This is a genomic window from Nonomuraea sp. B12E4, assembly GCF_039871825.1.
Taxonomy (GTDB): Bacteria; Actinomycetota; Actinomycetes; order Streptosporangiales; family Streptosporangiaceae; genus Nonomuraea.
Window position 1 is genome coordinate 74,365 of record NZ_JBDPME010000009.1, and the last position, 16,759, is coordinate 91,123.

The window sequence follows — 16,759 nt, forward strand, 5'->3', positions numbered from 1 at the left end:
GATGACGATCCAGGAAACAGGGACTGCCCGCCCGGCGGGCCGTCCGCGCAGCGAGAAGGCCGAGAGGGCGATCATCGAGGCGACCCTCGACCTGATCGGTGAGGGCATGGGAGTCTCCGACTTGTCCATCGAGGCGATCGCGTCGAGGGCGGGCGTCGGCAAGACCACGATCTATCGGCGCTGGTCCAACAAAGAGGACCTGGTCGTCGACGCGCTCGCCACGTTGAAGGCGCCCATGCCGCGGCTCAGCGGCACGTCCGTGCGCGACGACCTGATCAGCCTGCTCGACGCGATGCGCGCGGAGTCCGGCCAGCCCAGGTCCCGCTGCGTGATGAACATCGCGATGAGCGAGGCCGACCGCTACCCGCGGCTGATGGAGCGCTTCATGAAGCGCGCCGTCGAGCCGCGGAGGGAGGCGATGCGGGCCGTGATCGAGCGCGGCGTCGCCTCCGGCGAGCTCCGCGCCGACCTGGACGTCGAGATGGGGATGGCGCTGTTGTCGGGTGCCATGATCTGGCACACCAAATGGGGACCGGAGGGGGAGCTGCCCGCCGACCTGGCCGAACGCGTCGTCGACGCGGCCTTGTCCGGAATGGCTCCATAGGTCCTCAGGCGCAAATGTGCACATAGGTGCCATAGGCGTCCTGCGGAGCCTCAGGTCTACAGGTCTCGTGGATCCGTGCGTTCACGGGGCCCTGTGGGCCCGCCCGCGCTGGTGAGGGATCCCGCCGCGCGGCCGGGCCGGGGGTGGGTCGTCACGACCGGGTTCTGCGGCGGAACAGCAGTGCCGCGATCGGTGGGGCGACCACCACCGCACCCCCGAGCCAGCCCGCCGCCACCACCCCGGAAGAGCCCATCGGCTGGTCCGGCAGCAGCGAGCGCAGGGTGTCCACGATCGGCGTGGCCGGCTGGTGCTCGGCGAAGGCGCGCAGCGGGCCCGGCATGGTCTCCGCCGGTACGACCCCGACAGGTACGGCAGGACACCTAGAGGTCCAGGCCGAGCAGCGTGCCGCGGGGCATGTGCTCGATCACGGACGAGACGGTCATGGCCCGGGTGAGCAGGGTGCCCGGGAGCAGGGTGACGGCGGCGACCTGCCCGCCGAGGTGCCGGCGCTCGGACCAGGGCACGAACGCGCCCGCCGGTGGCAATATTTCCGCCTTTCTCATGATGGCGACGGGAATGGAATGCCCGGCCTCGATTCGCTGGGTAATGCCGATAACTTCGATTCTTTTATCCGTCTGAAACCGAATGGCGACGGTCGCCACCAGCCCTCCCAGGAAGACCAGCAGGCCAAGGGCGATGAGATGGAGCCGGCGCTGCCGGAACGCCGGCTCTATCAGGTTGTCTACGGCATTGGTGTGCCTTTGTACGGGCATGACATCCGGGGCGGGCTCTTGATGACTCCACATGGCTCGAAACAGTGCCGGAAAAGATCGACCAACGTTTGATCAACGGAAACAGGGGTTCCAGGAAGTTGGCGGCCGCTTACCCTTTCGATGGGGCGGAAATGAGCACGTCAGCGGGTCACGGCTGCTCCTGGACGGCGGCCAGCATCGTGTCGAGGGCCCGCTGCGACGTCCGCAGCCGCTCGATCGTCTCGGTGATGCGCCGATGCTCCCTGCGTAGGTTGGCGACCATGCCGGGGCAGGCCGTCGGCACCATCCGCGTGCCGTCGTCGTGGACGCAGTGCAGCAGCCGCCCGATGACCGTCGTGGGCAGGCCGGCGGCGAGCAGGGCACGGATGTGGCGGACCGCGACGACGTGTGTGGCGTCGTACTCGCGGTAGCCGTTGGGCAGCCGCAGCGGCCTGAGCAGCCCCTGCTCCTCGTAGTAACGCAGCAGCCGCCTGTTCACTCCGGTCGCCTGGGCAAGATCGCCGATCCGCATGTGCTCCCCCCGTTCCTCCGCTGATGACAACGCCGGGGAAGGGGCCGATGATGCCGGAGTCATCGGGTGAGGTGCCAGAGCCAGCCGATGGGGCGCAGCCCGAGCCGGGCGGCCACTCGCTGGGAGGAGTGGTTGTCCGCGCTCGTGCTGTAGAACAGGTGGGTGCCGGGCAGCAGGCCGGCCCAGGCGGCGGTGGTGGCCGCGGCGTACCCGCGGCCGCGGAACGGGGGAGAGGTCCAGGTGCCGGCCTCCGCGCCGGCGGGGGTGTGCCGCGCGCTGTGGCAGATGGCGACCACCTGGCCGTCCTCCACCGCCATCGCCCACGGCGCTCCCGCGCCGCCGCCGACGAGAACCTCCCACTCCTCCGGCTCCCACACACCCGGCCGCAGCGGCCGTACCCGCCGCGCGTGCGCCGGGTCGTCCGACCGGAGCACCTCGACCGGCGCGTCGAACCGGACCGGCGGGTGCACCAGATAGCTCGGCCCGCCGGACACGGCCAGGTCCGGCTCCAGCAGTGCCCGGCATTGGGCCAGGACCTCTGGGGGCCGGCCGGGGGCCGACGGGGTGGCCCCGGCGACGAGATCGAGGAGGCGGGCGGCGAGCGGGCCGGGCACGCCAGCGCCCACCGCCGCCGTCATGCCGTCGGCCGCCACGCCGACCACCATCTCTTCCGGCCCGGGCAGTCGGTCACGGTCGTCCAGCCGCCAGATGACCCCGATCTCGATGCCCAGCAGGTCCACGTCCCGGAGGCCGCCGCTCATGCCCGGCCGGTCGTCTCGCGCCAGCGGTTGGTGATCGGCAGGCGGCGGTCCCTGCCGAAGTTCTTCGGGGTGATCTTCGGGCCCGGCGGGTACTGGCGCCGCTTGTACTCGGCCAGGTCCACCAGGCGGATCACCCGCGTCACCAGCGCCGGGTCGTGGCCCGCCGCGATGAGCTCCTGGGAGCCCATGTCCTTCTCGACATAGTCGTCCAGCAGCCGGTCCAGGACCTCGTACGGCGGCAGGGAGTCGGTGTCCCGCTGGTCTGGCCGCAGCTCGGCGCTGGGCTCCTTGGCGATGGAGTTCTCCGGGATGGGGGCCTCGGCCCGCAGCAGGAACGAGGGGTCCGTGTGGGCGTTGCGCCACCGGGACAGCTCCCACACCATCGTCTTCGGCACGTCCTTGATCGGGGCGAACCCGCCGGCCGAGTCACCGTAGAGGGTGGAGTAGCCGGTGGCCAGCTCGCTCTTGTTACCGGTGGTCAGCACCAGGTGGCCGTGCTCGTTGGACAGCCCCATGAGGAGCATGCCGCGCACCCTGGCCTGCAGGTTCTCGGCGGCCAGGCCCGACAGGTCGATCTCCTTCTCGTATGCGTTGACGATCTCCGCGATCGGCACCACCCGCGCGTTGACCCCCTGCCTGCGCACCAGCTCCTCCGCGTCGGCCAGCGAGTGGTCAGAGGAGTAGCGGGAGGGCATGAGCACCACGTTGACGCGGGAGGGGCCGATCGCGTCGGAGGCGATCGTGGCGGTCAGGGCCGAGTCGATCCCGCCCGACAGGCCCAGCACGACCGACTCGAAGCCGTTCTTGGCCACGTAGTCGCGGACCGCGAGCACCAGGGCCGAGTAGACCTCGGCGGACGGGTCCAGCCGCTCCGCGATCCGCGCGGGCGCCGGGGGATAGGGCTCGACCGGGGTGGCGGACAGGACCAGGCGGTCGACGGTGATCGTGGAGCCGTCGCCCGCGTCGTACGGGAACGTGCCCGACGGCGCGTCGGAGACCGGCAGGTCCAGGTCCACGACCAGCAGCTCCTCCTTGAACTGGCCGGCCCGTGCCACCGGCTCGCCCGACTCGTCCACCACGATCGAGTCGCCGTCGAAGACCAGCTCGTCCTGCCCGCCGACCTGGTTGACGTAGACGAGCGCGCACCCCGCCTCGCGCGCCCGGCGCGCGCACAGCTCCAGGCGGACGTCGTCCTTCTCCTTCTCGTACGGCGAGGCGTTCGGCACGACCAGCAGACCCGCCCCCGCCTGCCCCACGACGGCCACGGGGCCGCCCTCCTGCCACAGGTCCTCGCACACCGCGATCGCCACGTCCACCCCGTGCAGCCGGAAGATCGGCAGCCGGTCGCCGCGCACGAAATAGCGGTATTCGTCGAACACTCCGTAGTTCGGCAGGTGGTGCTTGCTCGTGCGGGTCACCACCTCGCCCTTGTGCAGCAGCGCCGCCGCGTCGAGCGGGGCGCCTTTCGGCTGCCCCACCCGGGGGGCCAGGCCGGCGCGGTCGACGTAGCCGACCACCACCGGCAGGTCGCCCAGGCCCTCCCGGTCGAGCCTGCGCGCCACCTCCTCCAGGGTGCGGATGCTGGCGTCCACGAAGGACGTGCGCAGCACGAGGTCCTCCACCGGATAGCCGGTCAGGAACATCTCGGTGAAGACCACGAGATGGGCCTCGCGTTCGGCCGCGTCGCGGGTCCACGCGATCAGCATGTCCGCGTTGGCGGCCAGGTCTCCGACAGTCGGGTTCGTCTGTGCCAGGGCTATACGCAGTTGGGCCACGCTGACAAGCCTAGTACGACAAGATTTTTATCGTCAAAGAGACGAAAAGAGCGGTCTCCCTCTCCGGCGTCACCAGGCCCCCCGGCCCGTGGTCAGCGGCGCCGGATCGCCGGTCCGAGCAGCAGTATGCCCGCCGCCGACAGCAGGCCCACCCCGCCCACCGTGAACCACAGCACCTTGGGCCCCGACTCCAGCAGCGGCCCGCCCAACAGCGGCGCCAGCACCGCCGCCAGCGACCAGGAGAGCCCGAACAGCCCGGCGTAGCGGCCGCGCAGCTCCGGCGGCGCCAGCGCGGCCACGATCGCGCCCGGGATGCCGGCCGTGATGATCTCACCAGCCGTCCACACGGCGATCGTGGCCGCCAGCCCCACCACGTCGGTGACGAACGCGGTCATCGCGAACCCGAGCCCGAGCACGACCAGCCCCACCGCGAACGTACGCGCGTGGTCCCGGCGCCCCAGCCAGTCCGACACCAGCGGCTGGACGATGACGATCAGCACCCCGTTCAGCGCCATGGCCAGCCCGAACTGCCCCGGTGTCAGCTTCACGACCTCGGCCACCGCCACCGGCAACATGGTCATCGTCTGCGAGTAGACCAGCGCGTTGCCCAGCGCCACCAGCGTGAACCCGATCATCAGCCGGTCGCGCAGCACCATGCCGAAGCCGCCGGCCGACTCCCTGGCCGCCGGCCTGGTCTCGGGCACCGCCCGCCAGACCAGCACCGCGAACACGACGCTGGACAGCGCGTCCACCCAGAACAGCCAGATGAAGCCGAGCCCCGCCAGCCAGCCGCCGGCGGTCACGCCCACGGAGTAGCCGAGGTTGACCCCCCAGAACAGCAGCCCGTACGCGCGGGGCCGCTCCGCGGGCGAGACCAGGTCGGCCACCAGGGCGTTCGAGGCGGGCCGGTAGATGTCCATGACCAGGCCGAGGGCGAACATCGAGGCCAGGAGCGCGGGCAGCGAGGAGCTGTAGCCGAGGACCAGCATGATCGCGGCCGTGGCCAGCATGCCGCCCGACAGCGTGGCCCGGCGGCCGATCCGGTCGGTGAGCATCCCGGCGAGCAGTTGCGACAGCAGCGAGCCCGCGCCGAACACGCCCATCGCCAGGCCCGCCGCGGTCGGGGACATGCCGCGGGCCTGGGTCAGGTACACGCCGGTGAAGGGCATGACCATGGTGCCCAGTCGGTTCACGAAGGTGCCGCCCCACAGGGCCCAGAAGGGGCGGGGCAGGCCGCCGAACTTGGCCTGGAGGAAGGACGGCTTCTCAACGACAGTGCTCGACACGCGACAAAGGTTGATATTTACGGTTTGGCTATGCCAACGATTTAGCGCAGACTAAAAACATGTCCATCACGTGGGTGCTGCGGCCGGAGGACGTGGCGCGCATCCGGTTCGCGTTCTCGCCGATGTGGGAGCTCGTGGCCAGTCTGCGCACGCTCCAGACACCGGCCAGGCAGTCGATCCACCTGCCCTGGATCAAGGCCGCGCGGCCGCTGCTGGGCGGGCTCGATCTGGCCGAGCTGTTCGCGCTCGTGCCGCCGGCCGGCTATCTCGCCGACTTCATCACCCCGCCGCCCGACACGCCGGTGCCGGACTTCGCCGCCGAGCTCGACCGGGTCAGGAGCACGCCGCCGGAGGTGGCCCGCCGGGAGGCCGGCCACGTCAAGGGCACCGACCGGGCCGTGCTGGAGCGGTTCATGGCCGACCCGGAGGTGGGGGTGGCCAGGGTGGCGGACACGCTGGAGACGTACTGGGAGGCGTGTTTCGCCGAGTTCTGGCCCCGCGTGTACGCGCTGCTGGAGCGCGACGTGCTGCGCCGCTCGCGGCAGCTCGCGCAGGGCGGCGCCAGCGGGCTGTTCGCCGGGCTGGATCCCGCCGTGGTCTGGACCGGGGAGCGCCTGGTGATCGACCGGCCGTGGTGCCATTCGGGCGGGCTGCACGGGGACGGCCTGGTGCTGGTGCCCAGCGCGTTCTGGTGGCCGTCGGTGGCGGTGATGTCGGAGCCGTACCAGTCGACGCTGATCTATCCCGTGCTCGGCGTCGGCACGTTGTGGGAGCAGGGCCCGCCGCCCGCGCCCGGCGCGCTGGCGGCGCTGATCGGCCGGAGCCGGGCGCGGATCCTGCTCGCCCTGGCCGAGCCCGCCACCACCTCCGCCCTGGCCGCGCGCATGGACCTCACGCCCGGCGCGGTCAGCCAGCACCTCGGGGTGCTGCGCGGCGGCGGGCTCGCGGTGGGGATGCGGCTCGGCAAACAGGTCGTCTACCGCCGCACCCCCGCCGGCGACCTGCTCGCGGGCGCGTCCTGACGCCCCACTCCGGGCATCGGACCCGGTGCCGCGCCTCAGGCGTGACACCCGGTCTCAGAGGCCGCGTCCGGCCTCAGGCGTAGCGGTCGGACTCCAGCAGCCAGTCGAGGTGGGCGCGTGGTGCCGCGAGGTAGGCGCAGGCCACCTTGCTGACGTCCCTGGCCGTCTTCGGGTCGAGGTCGTCCAGCGGCAGCCGCCTGGCCGCGTGCCGCATGTCCTGGCAGCGCCCCGCGATCCGGTCCAGCACCCAGGCGGTCGCCTCCCGCTCGCCCAGCCCGAGCTGCCGCATCGCGAGCACGACGAAGTTGTGCACGTCGCCGCGCTCCTTGGGCCGCGAGGCCACGTCGTTGCACCACGCCGTGACGTCGCCGCAGGCGTTGACGAGCTGCTGCCAGGGCTCGCACTCGACCACCCAGGCCGGCACCTCGACCCGCAGGCACGGCTCGACCAGGTCGTAGAGGTAGGGCCCGACCGTGCCCCTGCGCAGCTCCGGATACTCCTCCAGCGTCGGCATCCGCCCCGAGGCCCGGTTGTCGGCCTCGGCCCGGCAGGCGTCGTGCTGGCGCCGCAGCCCGACCGCGAACCTGGCCCGCCACCGGTCGCTCATCCGGACGCTCGTCACCCGCCACAGGTCGGCGAAGGCCGCCTCCAGCGGATGCCGGGCGCTGCCGGCCAGCATGCCCCGGAAGATGTCCGGCTGGCAGGTGCCCTCGTCCAGCTCGTCGTCGAGGTGGAACAGCCAGGTGAGCCACTGCGCGAACAGCGCCGCGGCGGCCGCGTCGAACTCGGCGAACGCCCGGCCCGCCATCCGGTGGAAGCCGACGCCGGGGTCGGCCCGCAGCCCTGTGCGCCTGGCCCAGTCGAGGACCGCGGCCTCGATCGCGTAGACGGACGGGTGCATCCGGCACGGCGAGGCCATCGCGGGCACCCGCTCGGTGAGCGGCAGCAGCGCCAGAGCCGCCGAGCCGCCCCTGCGCGGCAGCGGCAGCATCGGTTTCCAGTGCATCACGTTGCGTAGCGCTGTGCGTACCGTGGCGAACACGGTGGTGGTCACGGCCGCACTCACAGCGGTCCGAAGAGCCAGTTGCCGGCGGCGTTCGGGTCGACGCCGCGGTAGTAGTCGGAGGCGGCCTGGACCAGCTCGTCCACCGTGAGCGTGCCCCTGCCGGACCGGTCGAGCCGGTCGAACGCCTCGTCCACGTCGTCGTAGGCGACCCCGAACGCGCACAGCATCGTGCGGAACTCACCGGGCCCGATCCGCCCGTCCCGGTCGCTGTCGCACAGCTCCGCCACGGCAAGCGTGGCCGGTCTGAACACCGAGTCGTACCGGTCGCCGGTGACGAACGCCTCCGTCATCCCGGCACGGAAGTCCGGGCGCGCGATGCCGGAGTCGCCGTCGCGTTCGAGCGCCTGGGCCAGAGCGGACCAGATGTCGTCGAAGCTGTCGACGAGGCTCGCCCCGGTGACCGAGGTGGGGGACTCCCCGAAACCCACCAGGATGCGGGCGCCCAGCCCGAGCAGGTCCTCACGCTCGACGACGCCGTTGCCGCTCGCGTCGATGTGGTCGAACGCCCGATCGAGCTTGTGATTGAGCAGGTCGATAGCCACCAATGCCTCCCCCGAGACTGACTGCGTGATCACAGTAAGTCGGGGCGGGGCCTTTGTCAGCGAGGCTCGCACCGGTGCCCTCCGTAACGTGTGCGAAACACAGGCACGGCATGCTGATAAATGACCCGTACTGTCAGTCAATCGAGGGGACGCTGTGGACCGCCAGCAGGAGTTCGTGCTCCGCACGCTCGAGGAACGCGACATCCGCTTCATCCGGCTCTGGTTCACCGACGTGCTCGGCTTCCTCAAGTCCGTGGCCGTCGCCCCCGCCGAGCTGGAGGGAGCCTTCGCCGAGGGCATCGGCTTCGACGGCTCCGCCATCGAGGGCTTCGCCCGCGTCTACGAGTCCGACATGCTCGCCAAGCCCGACCCCGGCACCTTCCAGATCCTGCCGTGGCGCAGCGAGACGCCCGGCGCGGCGCGCATCTTCTGCGACATCCTCATGCCGGACGGCTCCCCCTCGCACGCCGACCCGCGCTGGGTGCTCAAGCGCACGCTCGCCAAGTGCGCCGACATGGGCTTCACCTTCTACACCCATCCGGAGATCGAGTTCTTCCTGCTCAAAAACCGGCCCGAGCCGGGGGGCCGGCCCGAGCCGATCGACTCGGGCGGCTACTTCGACCACACCCCGCACAGCGCGGGCCACGACTTCAGGCGCCAGGCGATCATGATGCTGGAGTCGATGGGCATCTCGGTCGAGTTCAGCCACCACGAGGGCGCGCCCGGGCAGCAGGAGATCGACCTGCGTTACGCCGACGCCCTGACCACGGCCGACAACATCATGACCTTCCGCCTGGTCATGAAGGAGGTCGCGCTGGAGCAGGGGATCTGGGCCTCGTTCATGCCCAAGCCGTTCACCGAGCACCCCGGGTCCGGCATGCACACGCACATGTCGCTGTTCGAGGGCGACCGCAACGCCTTCCACGAGGCCGGTTCCGACTACCGGCTGTCCAAGGTCGGCCGCTCGTTCATCGCCGGGCTGCTCAGGCACGCCGCCGAGATCACGGCCATCACCAACCAGTGGGTCAACTCCTACAAGCGGCTCTGGGGCGGGGCCGAGGCCATCGCCGGGCAGGGCGGCGAGGCGCCCTCCTACGTGTGCTGGGGCCACAACAACCGCTCGGCCCTGGTCCGGGTGCCGATGTACAAGCCGCACAAGGGCGGCTCGACGCGCATCGAGTTCCGCTCGCTCGACTCGGCCTGCAACCCCTACCTGGCCTTCGCGCTGATCCTGGCCGCCGGGCTGAAGGGCATCGAGGAGAGCTACGAGCTGCCCGCCGCCGCCGAGGACAACGTGTGGACGCTGACCAGCGCCGAGCGGCGGGCCCTCGGGATCCAGCCGCTGCCGGGATCGCTGGACGAGGCCATCGCGGTCATGGAGCGGAGCGAGCTGGTGGCCGAGACGCTCGGGGAGCACGTCTTCGACTTCTTCCTGCGCAACAAGCGGGCGGAGTGGCGCGACTACCGCCGCACCGTCACCGAGTTCGAGCTCGGCCGCTACCTGCCCATCCTCTGAGCGGCGCGCGGCCGGGGTCTCAGCCGTGGAACTCGCCTACCTCGATCGGCAGCCCCCGCGCTGCTCACCCCTCACACGAACGGTGCCCGCCGGATTCGACATTCATTGAGGTGGGGAGTCGTTGCCTGCCCCGGGGCGGATGCCGGTCGCGTGGACGCCGTCGAACACGATGGCCGCCACCAGATCGGCCTGGGTCCGATCGACGATCTGCGCGCCGCTGGCCGGGGCCGGGTCGCCGTCCCGCACCCGGGCCACCAGGCTCCGCCACCGGCGCTGGTGGCGGGCGAAGGTCCGGGGCGCCACCACCCGGCCCCGTGCCTGCTGCCCGGCCAGCGCCACCTGCGGCGGCGTGTCCAGCAGCAGGAGGTGGAAGCTCACCCGATGCCTGCGGGCCAGCCAGGCGAACCCCCTGAGCACATATGTGCTGCAGCCCCGGTTGTGCGCGACGACCGAGTGGCCGAGGAGCAGGGCCTGGCGGATGCGGCTCACGTGGGTGGCGAAGACGACGGCACGGCGCACCGGGGTGGGGGCCCAGGGGAGCCGGCCGTCCCAGTGGTGCCGGGACTGGACGGAGTCGATGACCACGACCCTGCCCATGGTGACGGGCAGGCTCTCGGCGCCGTGCAGCCCGTACAGGCGCTGGAGCAGAGTGGTCTTCCCCGCGCCCGGTAACCCGGTCAGGATGACCAGGGAACCCGGCGGGTACCGCAACATCGCCTCCTGCACAGGCGCTCACCCCGTTCTCGTGCCCTGTCCGCGCCGCCAGCATAGGGGCGCACGCCCTCCAGCCTCCCCGAGGTTCCGGCAATGCGCGCGGTTCTGGGAAGGGATTCGTGCGGGATCGGGGATCGGATGCGGCCGGGCGGCGCTCCCCGGGGGGTCAGCCGGTCCATGTCGCTCAGTGTGCGGCACGGGCCCCGTTGAAATCGGGGTATTGGTCACGGGGCCGGGAAACCCGGGATAGGGTACTGCCAACGCCTTGATCGGCCTCACTCCCGGTGGAGTGAGGCCGATTTTTCGTTGCTTCTTGGCTCCCGGGTCACCCCCGCGCCACGTACGGCCCCTACCGTGCGTCGGGCGGGCCGCCGTGAGGGCGGGAAGTTCCGGACCCCTTCGAGGCGTTACGAGCAGTTGTGTCGGGCAGCGCCAAGACCCCCAGCCCCGTTCGGTGAACGGGGGTCTAGTAAAATTGGTCTGCTCTTTACGATATTTATGGACTTCGCCCTGGTGGGCGATATGGGAGGGTGTGGCATGACGACGGCTGCCCTGCAGACCGTGTTGACCGTTCCCGAGCGTTTCCGGGGTCCCGTGGGGGTCGCCAACGGCGGCTGGATCGCGGGCACCATGGCGGAGGCTCTGAACGGTGGCAGATCAGCCGTCGAGGTCACCCTTCACGCGCCCACACCTCTGGAGACCGAGCTCCGGCTGGACCACCTGGCCAACTCCGTCTCCCTCTCGCACGGCGACAAGCTGCTGGTCGAGGCCATCCCGGTGGCCGAGGACCTGGAGGGGCCGGGGTTCGTGCCGTTCAACGACGCGGCCCGCGCCGAGGCCGGGTTCGTCGGCCTGCGGATGCACCCGTTCGCCGAGTGCTTCGCGTGCGGCCTGCGCGAGCCCGGTGACGGCCTGCGCATCTTCCCCGGCCGGGTGGCGGGCACGGACCTGGTGGCGGCCGGGTGGCGGGTGCCGTTCACGGTGACGGGCGAGGAGGGCGTGCCCGCCTCGATCGTCGGTGCGGTGCTCGACTGCATCACCGGCTGGGCCCATTTCGGCCCGGGTGAGACCGCCCTGCTCGGCCGCCTCGCCATCCGGATCGACGGCCCGGTCCGCCCCGGCGGGCAATACTCCGTCGTGGCCCGCCCCACCGGCCGCGACGGGCGCAAGATGTTCGGCCAGAGCGCCATCTACGAGATGGACGGCACCCCGGTCGCGACCGCCCGCGCCACCTGGATCGCTCCACGCTGACCCCGGCCGCGAAGCCGCGCGAACGGCCCTCCGAGCGGAACCGCTCGGAGGGCCGTTCGTCGTGTCAGGCCGTGATGTCGCGCCGTCGCATCCCCGCCGGCCCGGCCACGGCGAAGGCCAGGTGCGCCGCCGCTCGCCGGGCCCGCGCCGGCGCGGTGGTTCAAGGGCAGGTGAGGCGGTTCGCGACGGTCGCCGCGCAGCGGTCGTCGAACAGGACGGTGTAGTGGTTGCAGTCGGGCACCATCTCGTCGGTCAGTCCCGGGAGGCGGGCGGCCCAGGGGAGCACCAGTTCGTCGGGGAGCAGGCCCACGTCCTGGTTGAGGAGGCCGCGCGGGGCCCGCAGCAGCGACAGCGGCGCCTTGATCGAGGCCAGGGCGGTGGCGATGCGCTCGGACTCCAGATACATCCAGCGGCCGTCCTGCAGCACCGCCTCGCCGGCCACGCGCGACCGCAGCGCGCCCTCGGGGCCCGTCAGGTCGTAGCGGACGTAGGCCTCGACGTCGGCGGTCCAGTGGCCGGCGAAGGCCGGATGCGCCTTGAAGAAGTCGACGTACGCCTCCGCCGAGGGGAAGGTCTGCCGCAGCCGGGCCAGGGCCGGTCCCAGCGTGGCCTCCAGCGCCTCCTCCGCGTCCGTGCCCTCGGCCAGCGGCGGGAACGGGAGGCCGCCGTCCACGAGGACGACTCGCGCGAAGTCCCGCCGTGCCGCCGCCAGGACCGCCACGTACGCGCCCATCGAGTGGCCGGTCAGCACCACGTCCGGGCCGGCGCCGATGTGGTCGGCCACCCGCAGCACGTCCCCGGCGTGCCTGGGCAGGCCGTACGGGCCCGGCAGTGCCGCGCTGTGGCCCCGCCCGCGCAGGTCCAGCGCCACCAGGGACCATCCCTCGGGCAGCCGCTGGGCCACCGCTCCCCAGGCCATGAGCGAAGCGGTGATGCCGTGCACGGCGATGATCACCCGTGGGCCCGACCCGAACGTGGCGACGCGCAGCCCGTCCACGTCCTCGACGTTGTAGCTCATAGGGCGGAGCTTAGAGACAAACGGCCCTGTGCGGTATGTGCCCGGTCCCCGCCGTCCCGGGGAGCCTCATGGGGTGCCGGTTGAGGGTGTGGTTTGTGGAAAAAGTCCGGATAATTGCCCAATATGCGGATTACGGTGATCGAGCATGAGGCTGAGGCCGGGCTCGGGTACTTGGGTGAATGGCTCGGGCTGGACTGCGACGTCGTGCGGCCCTACGTGGGCGAGGAGGTGCCCGGGCAGGCGGCGGACGGGCTGATCGTGCTCGGCGGGGCGGCGGCCGCCTGGGAGGACGAGCGCAGCCCGTGGCAGCCCGCCACCCGCGACCTGCTGCGCCGCGCCGTCGCCGAGGGCACACCCACGCTGGCCGTCTGCCTGGGGGCGCAACTGCTGACCACGGCCTGCGGCGGCACGGTCGAACGCGGCGCGAACGGGCTCGAGGTGGGCGCCTGCGACGTGGTCGCGTTGCCGGCCGCCGCGTCCGACCGGCTGCTGGCGGGGATCGGCACGGCGGTGGCCGTCCAGTACCACCAGGACGCCATGACGCGACTGCCCGACGGCGCGGTGCCGCTGATGACCGGCACCCGGTACCAGAACCAGGCCTACCGGCTCGGCGAAAGCGCCTGGGCGGTCCAGTTCCATCCTGAGGCCACACCGGAGATCTTCGCCCGCTGGACCGAGGAGAGCGGCCTGGAGACGGCCACGGAGTTGAACACCCAGGTCAAGGCCGCCGAAGGCGCACTCGTCGCGACGTGGCGGCCGGTGGCGGAGGCGTTCGCGGACGTGGTCAGGAGCGGCGGGCGCGGCGTCTGAGACTACCGGGGGCCGCCGAGCCTCAAGGCCGTCCATGCTCACGGTCCGGAGGTGGGACGCGACGCTGGGTTGGGTATTACGGCGAAATGCCTGAGTACTGTCAAGATGGAACCGTGCCCAGGATCGAATCCACCGCCGCGAGACTCGCCAAGCTGGGCTTCGCCGACGGCGCCAGGTCCGCGCAACTTGTTCGGCAGGCCGGTGTCCCGCTGGACGACATCCTGGCATCCTTGGTGGATGTGGCGGATCCCGACCTGGCGCTGGCGTCGCTGGCCCGTCTGACCGAGCGTGACCCGGCGGTGCTCGATCGCATGCGCGACGACCCGGCCCTCAGTTCCAGGCTCGTGGCCGTGCTGGGCGTGAGCGACGCCCTCGGCGAGCACCTGGTGCGCCATCCGGAGCAGGTGGAGTTGCTGGCCGCCGCCGGGCTGGGCGACGCGCGGGAGGAGCTGCTGCGCGCGGTCGGCGCCGACCCCGGCGACCCTGAGCCGCGCCTGTCCGGCCCCGAGCCCGACCCGCCGCACGGCCCGGACGGCCAGAACGCCTCCCGGAACGCCCCGCTGTCCAGCCACAACGCGCTGGTGGCGCTGCGTGTCGCCTACCGGGGCCGGCTGATGCACGTGGCCGCCCGCGACCTCACCCGCCAGGCCACCCTGAGCGAGGTCACCGCCGAGCTGTCCGACCTGGCCGGCGCCGCCCTGGAGGCCGCGCTGGCCATCGCCCGGGCCGAGGTCGACGCCCGTGAGGTCCGCCTGGCCATCGTCGGCATGGGCAAGTGCGGCGCCCGGGAGCTCAACTACATCAGCGACGTAGACGTGATCTTCGTGGCCGAGCCCAAGGAAGGCGCCGACGAGACCAAGGCCCTGCGCGCGGCCACCAAGCTCGCGCAGGCCACGATGCGGGCCTGTACCACGACCACCCCCGAGGGCTCGTTGTGGGAGGTGGACGCGGGCCTGCGGCCGGAGGGCAGGTCAGGCCCGCTGGTGCGGACGCTCGCCAGCCACCTGGCCTACTACCGGCGCTGGGCCAAGACGTGGGAGTTCCAGGCGCTGCTCAAGGCCCGGCCGGTGGCCGGCGACATGGAGCTGGGCGCGGCCTACGTCGAGGCGGTCAACGACATGGTCTGGTCGGCGGCCACCCGCGAGCACTTCGTGGAGGACGTGCAGGCCATGCGCCGCCGGGTCGAGGCCCACGTGCGCGCCGAGGGGGAGCGCCAGCTCAAGCTCGGCCCCGGCGGGCTGCGCGACATCGAGTTCGCGGTGCAACTGCTGCAGCTCGTGCACGGCCGGCTCGATCCGCTGCTGCGCCGCCGGGCCACCCTGCCGGCCCTGGCGGCACTCTCCCGGGGCGGCTACGTCGGCCGTGACGACGCCCGCGGGCTGGCGGAGGCCTACGCGTTCCTGCGCCAGGTCGAGCACCTGCTGCAACTGCACCGGCTGCGGCGCACCCACGTCCTGCCCGCCGACGAGGCCGACCTGCGCAGGCTGGGCAGGTCGCTCGGCATGCAGGTGGACCCGGTGGGGGAGTTCACCGCCAGGTGGCGGCGGCACGCGATGGAGGCGCGGCGGCTGCACGAGAAACTGTTCTACCGGCCGCTGCTGCAGGCCGTGTCGCGGCTGCAGGAGTCGGAGGCGCGGCTGTCGGCCACGGCGGCCAAGGCGAGGCTGGAGGCGCTCGGCTACGTCGATCCCGCCGGCGCGCTGCGCCACCTCGCCGGCCTGACCACGGGCGTGTCCAGGCGGGCCGCGATCCAGCGCACGCTGCTGCCGGTCATGCTGGGCTGGTTCGCCGACACGCCGGACCCGGACGCGGCGCTGCTCGGGTTCCGCCAGGTCAGCGACAAGCTGGGCAGCACGCCGTGGTACCTGCGGCTGCTGCGCGACGAGACGGCGGTGGCGGCCAGGATGGCCCGCGTGCTCGGCACCAGCCGCTACGCGACCGGCCTGCTGATGCACGCGCCCGACGCGGTCGCGCTGCTCGGCTCGGACGAGGACCTCGCCGTACGCCCGGCGGAGTCGCTGCGCGGCGAGGCCTCCGCCGCGGTCTACCGGCACGCGGGAGCCCCGGAGAACGCCGTCGCGGCCGTGCGGGCCATCCGGCGCAGGGAGCTGTTCCGTACGGCCGTGGCCGACATTTCCGGACTTATCGATATTGAGACCGTCGGGGGCGCTCTGTCGTCGTTGACCGATGTGACCCTCCAGGCGGCCCTCGAGGCCGCCCTCGGCAAGGCCGCGTCCCTCACCTCGTTCGCCGTCATCGCCATGGGCCGGCTCGGCGGCATGGAATGCTCCTACGCCAGCGACGCCGACGTCGTCTTCGTCCACTCGCCCCTGCCGGGGGTCGATGAGCGCGAGGCCGGCGACGCCGCCTTCGCCGTGGCCAACGAGCTGCGCCGGCTGCTGTCGCTGCCCGCCCCCGACCCGCCGCTGACCATCGACCCCGACCTGCGGCCCGAGGGCCGGCAGGGGCCGCTGGTGCGGACGCTGGCCTCCTACCGCGCCTACTACGCGCGCTGGTCGTCGCCGTGGGAGGCGCAGGCGCTGCTGCGGGCCAGGTTCGCGGCGGGGGACGCCGAGCTGGGCCGGCAGTTCACCGCGCTGGCGGACGAGCTGCGCTACCCGCGCGACGGCCTGCCCGACGAGGCGGTCAGGGAGATCAGGCGGCTCAAGGCCCGCATGGAGGCCGAGCGCCTGCCGCGCGGCGCCGACCCCGCCCTGCACACCAAGCTGGGCCCGGGCGGGCTGTCCGACGTGGAGTGGGTGGCCCAGCTCCTGCAGCTCCGGTACGCGGGCACCCTGCCGTCCCTGCGCACCACGCGCACGCTGGAGGCACTGCGCGCGGCCGTGGCCGAGGGCCTGCTCTCCTCCGGCGACGAGCCCGTGCTGGCCGAGGCGTGGCGCTTCGCCTCCCGCATCAGGGACGCGATCATGCTGGTCAAGGGCCGGCCGGGGGACAGCGTGCCGCGCGATTCCGGCGAGCGCAGGCTGATCGCCCGGGCGCTCGGCTACCCGCCGGACGGCTCGGAGGACTTCCTGAACGACTACCGCCGTGTGACCCGCCGCGCACGGCAGGTGGTGGACAGAGTTTTCTACGGGGGTTGATCAGCGGAG

General features: G+C 72.1%; 17 protein-coding genes. 7 read left to right on the top strand and 10 right to left on the bottom strand.

What is annotated here, in order from left to right:
• Position 1: 1 nt before the first annotated feature.
• On the top strand, positions 2 to 604 hold the full coding sequence (locus ABGB18_RS21470) for a TetR/AcrR family transcriptional regulator (RefSeq protein WP_347697334.1): 603 nt from the start codon (positions 2 to 4) through the stop codon (positions 602 to 604).
• A 151-nt stretch (positions 605 to 755) separates the two neighbouring features.
• Here ABGB18_RS21470 and ABGB18_RS21475 read toward each other — a convergent pair whose 3' ends face one another.
• Positions 756 to 944, bottom strand: coding sequence for a hypothetical protein (locus ABGB18_RS21475; protein WP_347697335.1), 189 nt, complete (start codon positions 942 to 944; stop codon positions 756 to 758).
• A gap of 40 nt (positions 945 to 984) precedes the next feature.
• The gene (locus ABGB18_RS21480) at positions 985 to 1,167 is read right to left on the bottom strand and encodes a hypothetical protein (protein ID WP_347697336.1); all 183 of its coding nucleotides are present in this window, start codon (positions 1,165 to 1,167) and stop codon (positions 985 to 987) included.
• A gap of 18 nt (positions 1,168 to 1,185) precedes the next feature.
• Here ABGB18_RS21480 and ABGB18_RS21485 point away from each other — a divergent pair, with 18 nt between their 5' ends.
• A complete protein-coding gene (locus ABGB18_RS21485) occupies positions 1,186 to 1,449 on the top strand; it encodes a hypothetical protein (protein ID WP_347697337.1) in 264 nt (87 codons plus the stop codon).
• A gap of 76 nt (positions 1,450 to 1,525) precedes the next feature.
• Here ABGB18_RS21485 and ABGB18_RS21490 read toward each other — a convergent pair whose 3' ends face one another.
• From ABGB18_RS21490 to ABGB18_RS21505, 4 genes are all read right to left on the bottom strand, one after another.
• Positions 1,526 to 1,888, bottom strand: a complete 363-nt coding sequence (locus tag ABGB18_RS21490) for a MerR family transcriptional regulator (protein WP_347697338.1) — start codon at positions 1,886 to 1,888, stop codon at positions 1,526 to 1,528.
• 59 nt (positions 1,889 to 1,947) lie between these two features.
• On the bottom strand, positions 1,948 to 2,649 hold the full coding sequence (locus ABGB18_RS21495; protein ID WP_347697339.1) for a GNAT family N-acetyltransferase: 702 nt from the start codon (positions 2,647 to 2,649) through the stop codon (positions 1,948 to 1,950).
• On the bottom strand, positions 2,646 to 4,424 hold the full coding sequence (locus ABGB18_RS21500; RefSeq protein WP_347697340.1) for an NAD+ synthase: 1,779 nt from the start codon (positions 4,422 to 4,424) through the stop codon (positions 2,646 to 2,648). Before ABGB18_RS21500 ends, ABGB18_RS21495 begins: the two co-directional genes overlap by 4 nt.
• Before the next feature lie 92 nt (positions 4,425 to 4,516).
• Positions 4,517 to 5,710: an MFS transporter gene (locus tag ABGB18_RS21505; RefSeq protein WP_347697341.1), complete on the bottom strand. Its 1,194-nt coding sequence runs from the start codon at positions 5,708 to 5,710 to the stop codon at positions 4,517 to 4,519.
• A 59-nt stretch (positions 5,711 to 5,769) separates the two neighbouring features.
• Here ABGB18_RS21505 and ABGB18_RS21510 point away from each other — a divergent pair, with 59 nt between their 5' ends.
• Entirely contained in the window at positions 5,770 to 6,732 is a 963-nt protein-coding gene (locus ABGB18_RS21510) for a DUF5937 family protein (RefSeq protein WP_347697342.1), read from the top strand.
• 73 nt (positions 6,733 to 6,805) lie between these two features.
• Here ABGB18_RS21510 and ABGB18_RS21515 read toward each other — a convergent pair whose 3' ends face one another.
• Together ABGB18_RS21515 and ABGB18_RS21520 are read right to left on the bottom strand one after the other, a co-directional pair.
• Entirely contained in the window at positions 6,806 to 7,786 is a 981-nt protein-coding gene (locus ABGB18_RS21515; protein ID WP_347697343.1) for a terpene synthase family protein, read from the bottom strand.
• A gap of 8 nt (positions 7,787 to 7,794) precedes the next feature.
• Positions 7,795 to 8,340: a hypothetical protein gene (locus tag ABGB18_RS21520; RefSeq protein WP_347697344.1), complete on the bottom strand. Its 546-nt coding sequence runs from the start codon at positions 8,338 to 8,340 to the stop codon at positions 7,795 to 7,797.
• 154 nt (positions 8,341 to 8,494) lie between these two features.
• Here ABGB18_RS21520 and glnA point away from each other — a divergent pair, with 154 nt between their 5' ends.
• Positions 8,495 to 9,856, top strand: coding sequence for a type I glutamate--ammonia ligase (gene glnA, locus ABGB18_RS21525; RefSeq protein WP_347697345.1), 1,362 nt, complete (start codon positions 8,495 to 8,497; stop codon positions 9,854 to 9,856).
• Positions 9,857 to 9,958: 102 nt separating this feature from the next.
• Here glnA and ABGB18_RS21530 read toward each other — a convergent pair whose 3' ends face one another.
• Positions 9,959 to 10,570 carry an AAA family ATPase gene (locus ABGB18_RS21530; protein WP_347697346.1) on the bottom strand — a complete coding sequence of 204 codons (612 nt, stop codon included), beginning with the start codon at positions 10,568 to 10,570 and terminating at the stop codon, positions 9,959 to 9,961.
• Between the two features lie 537 nt (positions 10,571 to 11,107).
• On the opposite strand from ABGB18_RS21530, the gene ABGB18_RS21535 reads away from it, so the two are divergent.
• Positions 11,108 to 11,821 (top strand): hotdog fold domain-containing protein, encoded by a 714-nt coding sequence (locus tag ABGB18_RS21535; protein WP_347697347.1) that lies wholly within the window; start codon positions 11,108 to 11,110, stop codon positions 11,819 to 11,821.
• Positions 11,822 to 11,981: 160 nt separating this feature from the next.
• Here the strand turns inward: ABGB18_RS21535 and ABGB18_RS21540 are convergent, their stop codons facing one another.
• Positions 11,982 to 12,839 (bottom strand): alpha/beta hydrolase, encoded by an 858-nt coding sequence (locus ABGB18_RS21540; RefSeq protein ID WP_347697348.1) that lies wholly within the window; start codon positions 12,837 to 12,839, stop codon positions 11,982 to 11,984.
• A gap of 123 nt (positions 12,840 to 12,962) precedes the next feature.
• Here ABGB18_RS21540 and ABGB18_RS21545 point away from each other — a divergent pair, with 123 nt between their 5' ends.
• Entirely contained in the window at positions 12,963 to 13,649 is a 687-nt protein-coding gene (locus tag ABGB18_RS21545; protein WP_347697349.1) for a type 1 glutamine amidotransferase, read from the top strand.
• Positions 13,650 to 13,735: 86 nt separating this feature from the next.
• Positions 13,736 to 16,750 (top strand): bifunctional [glutamine synthetase] adenylyltransferase/[glutamine synthetase]-adenylyl-L-tyrosine phosphorylase, encoded by a 3,015-nt coding sequence (locus ABGB18_RS21550; RefSeq protein ID WP_347697350.1) that lies wholly within the window; start codon positions 13,736 to 13,738, stop codon positions 16,748 to 16,750.
• Positions 16,751 to 16,759 lie beyond the last annotated feature (9 nt).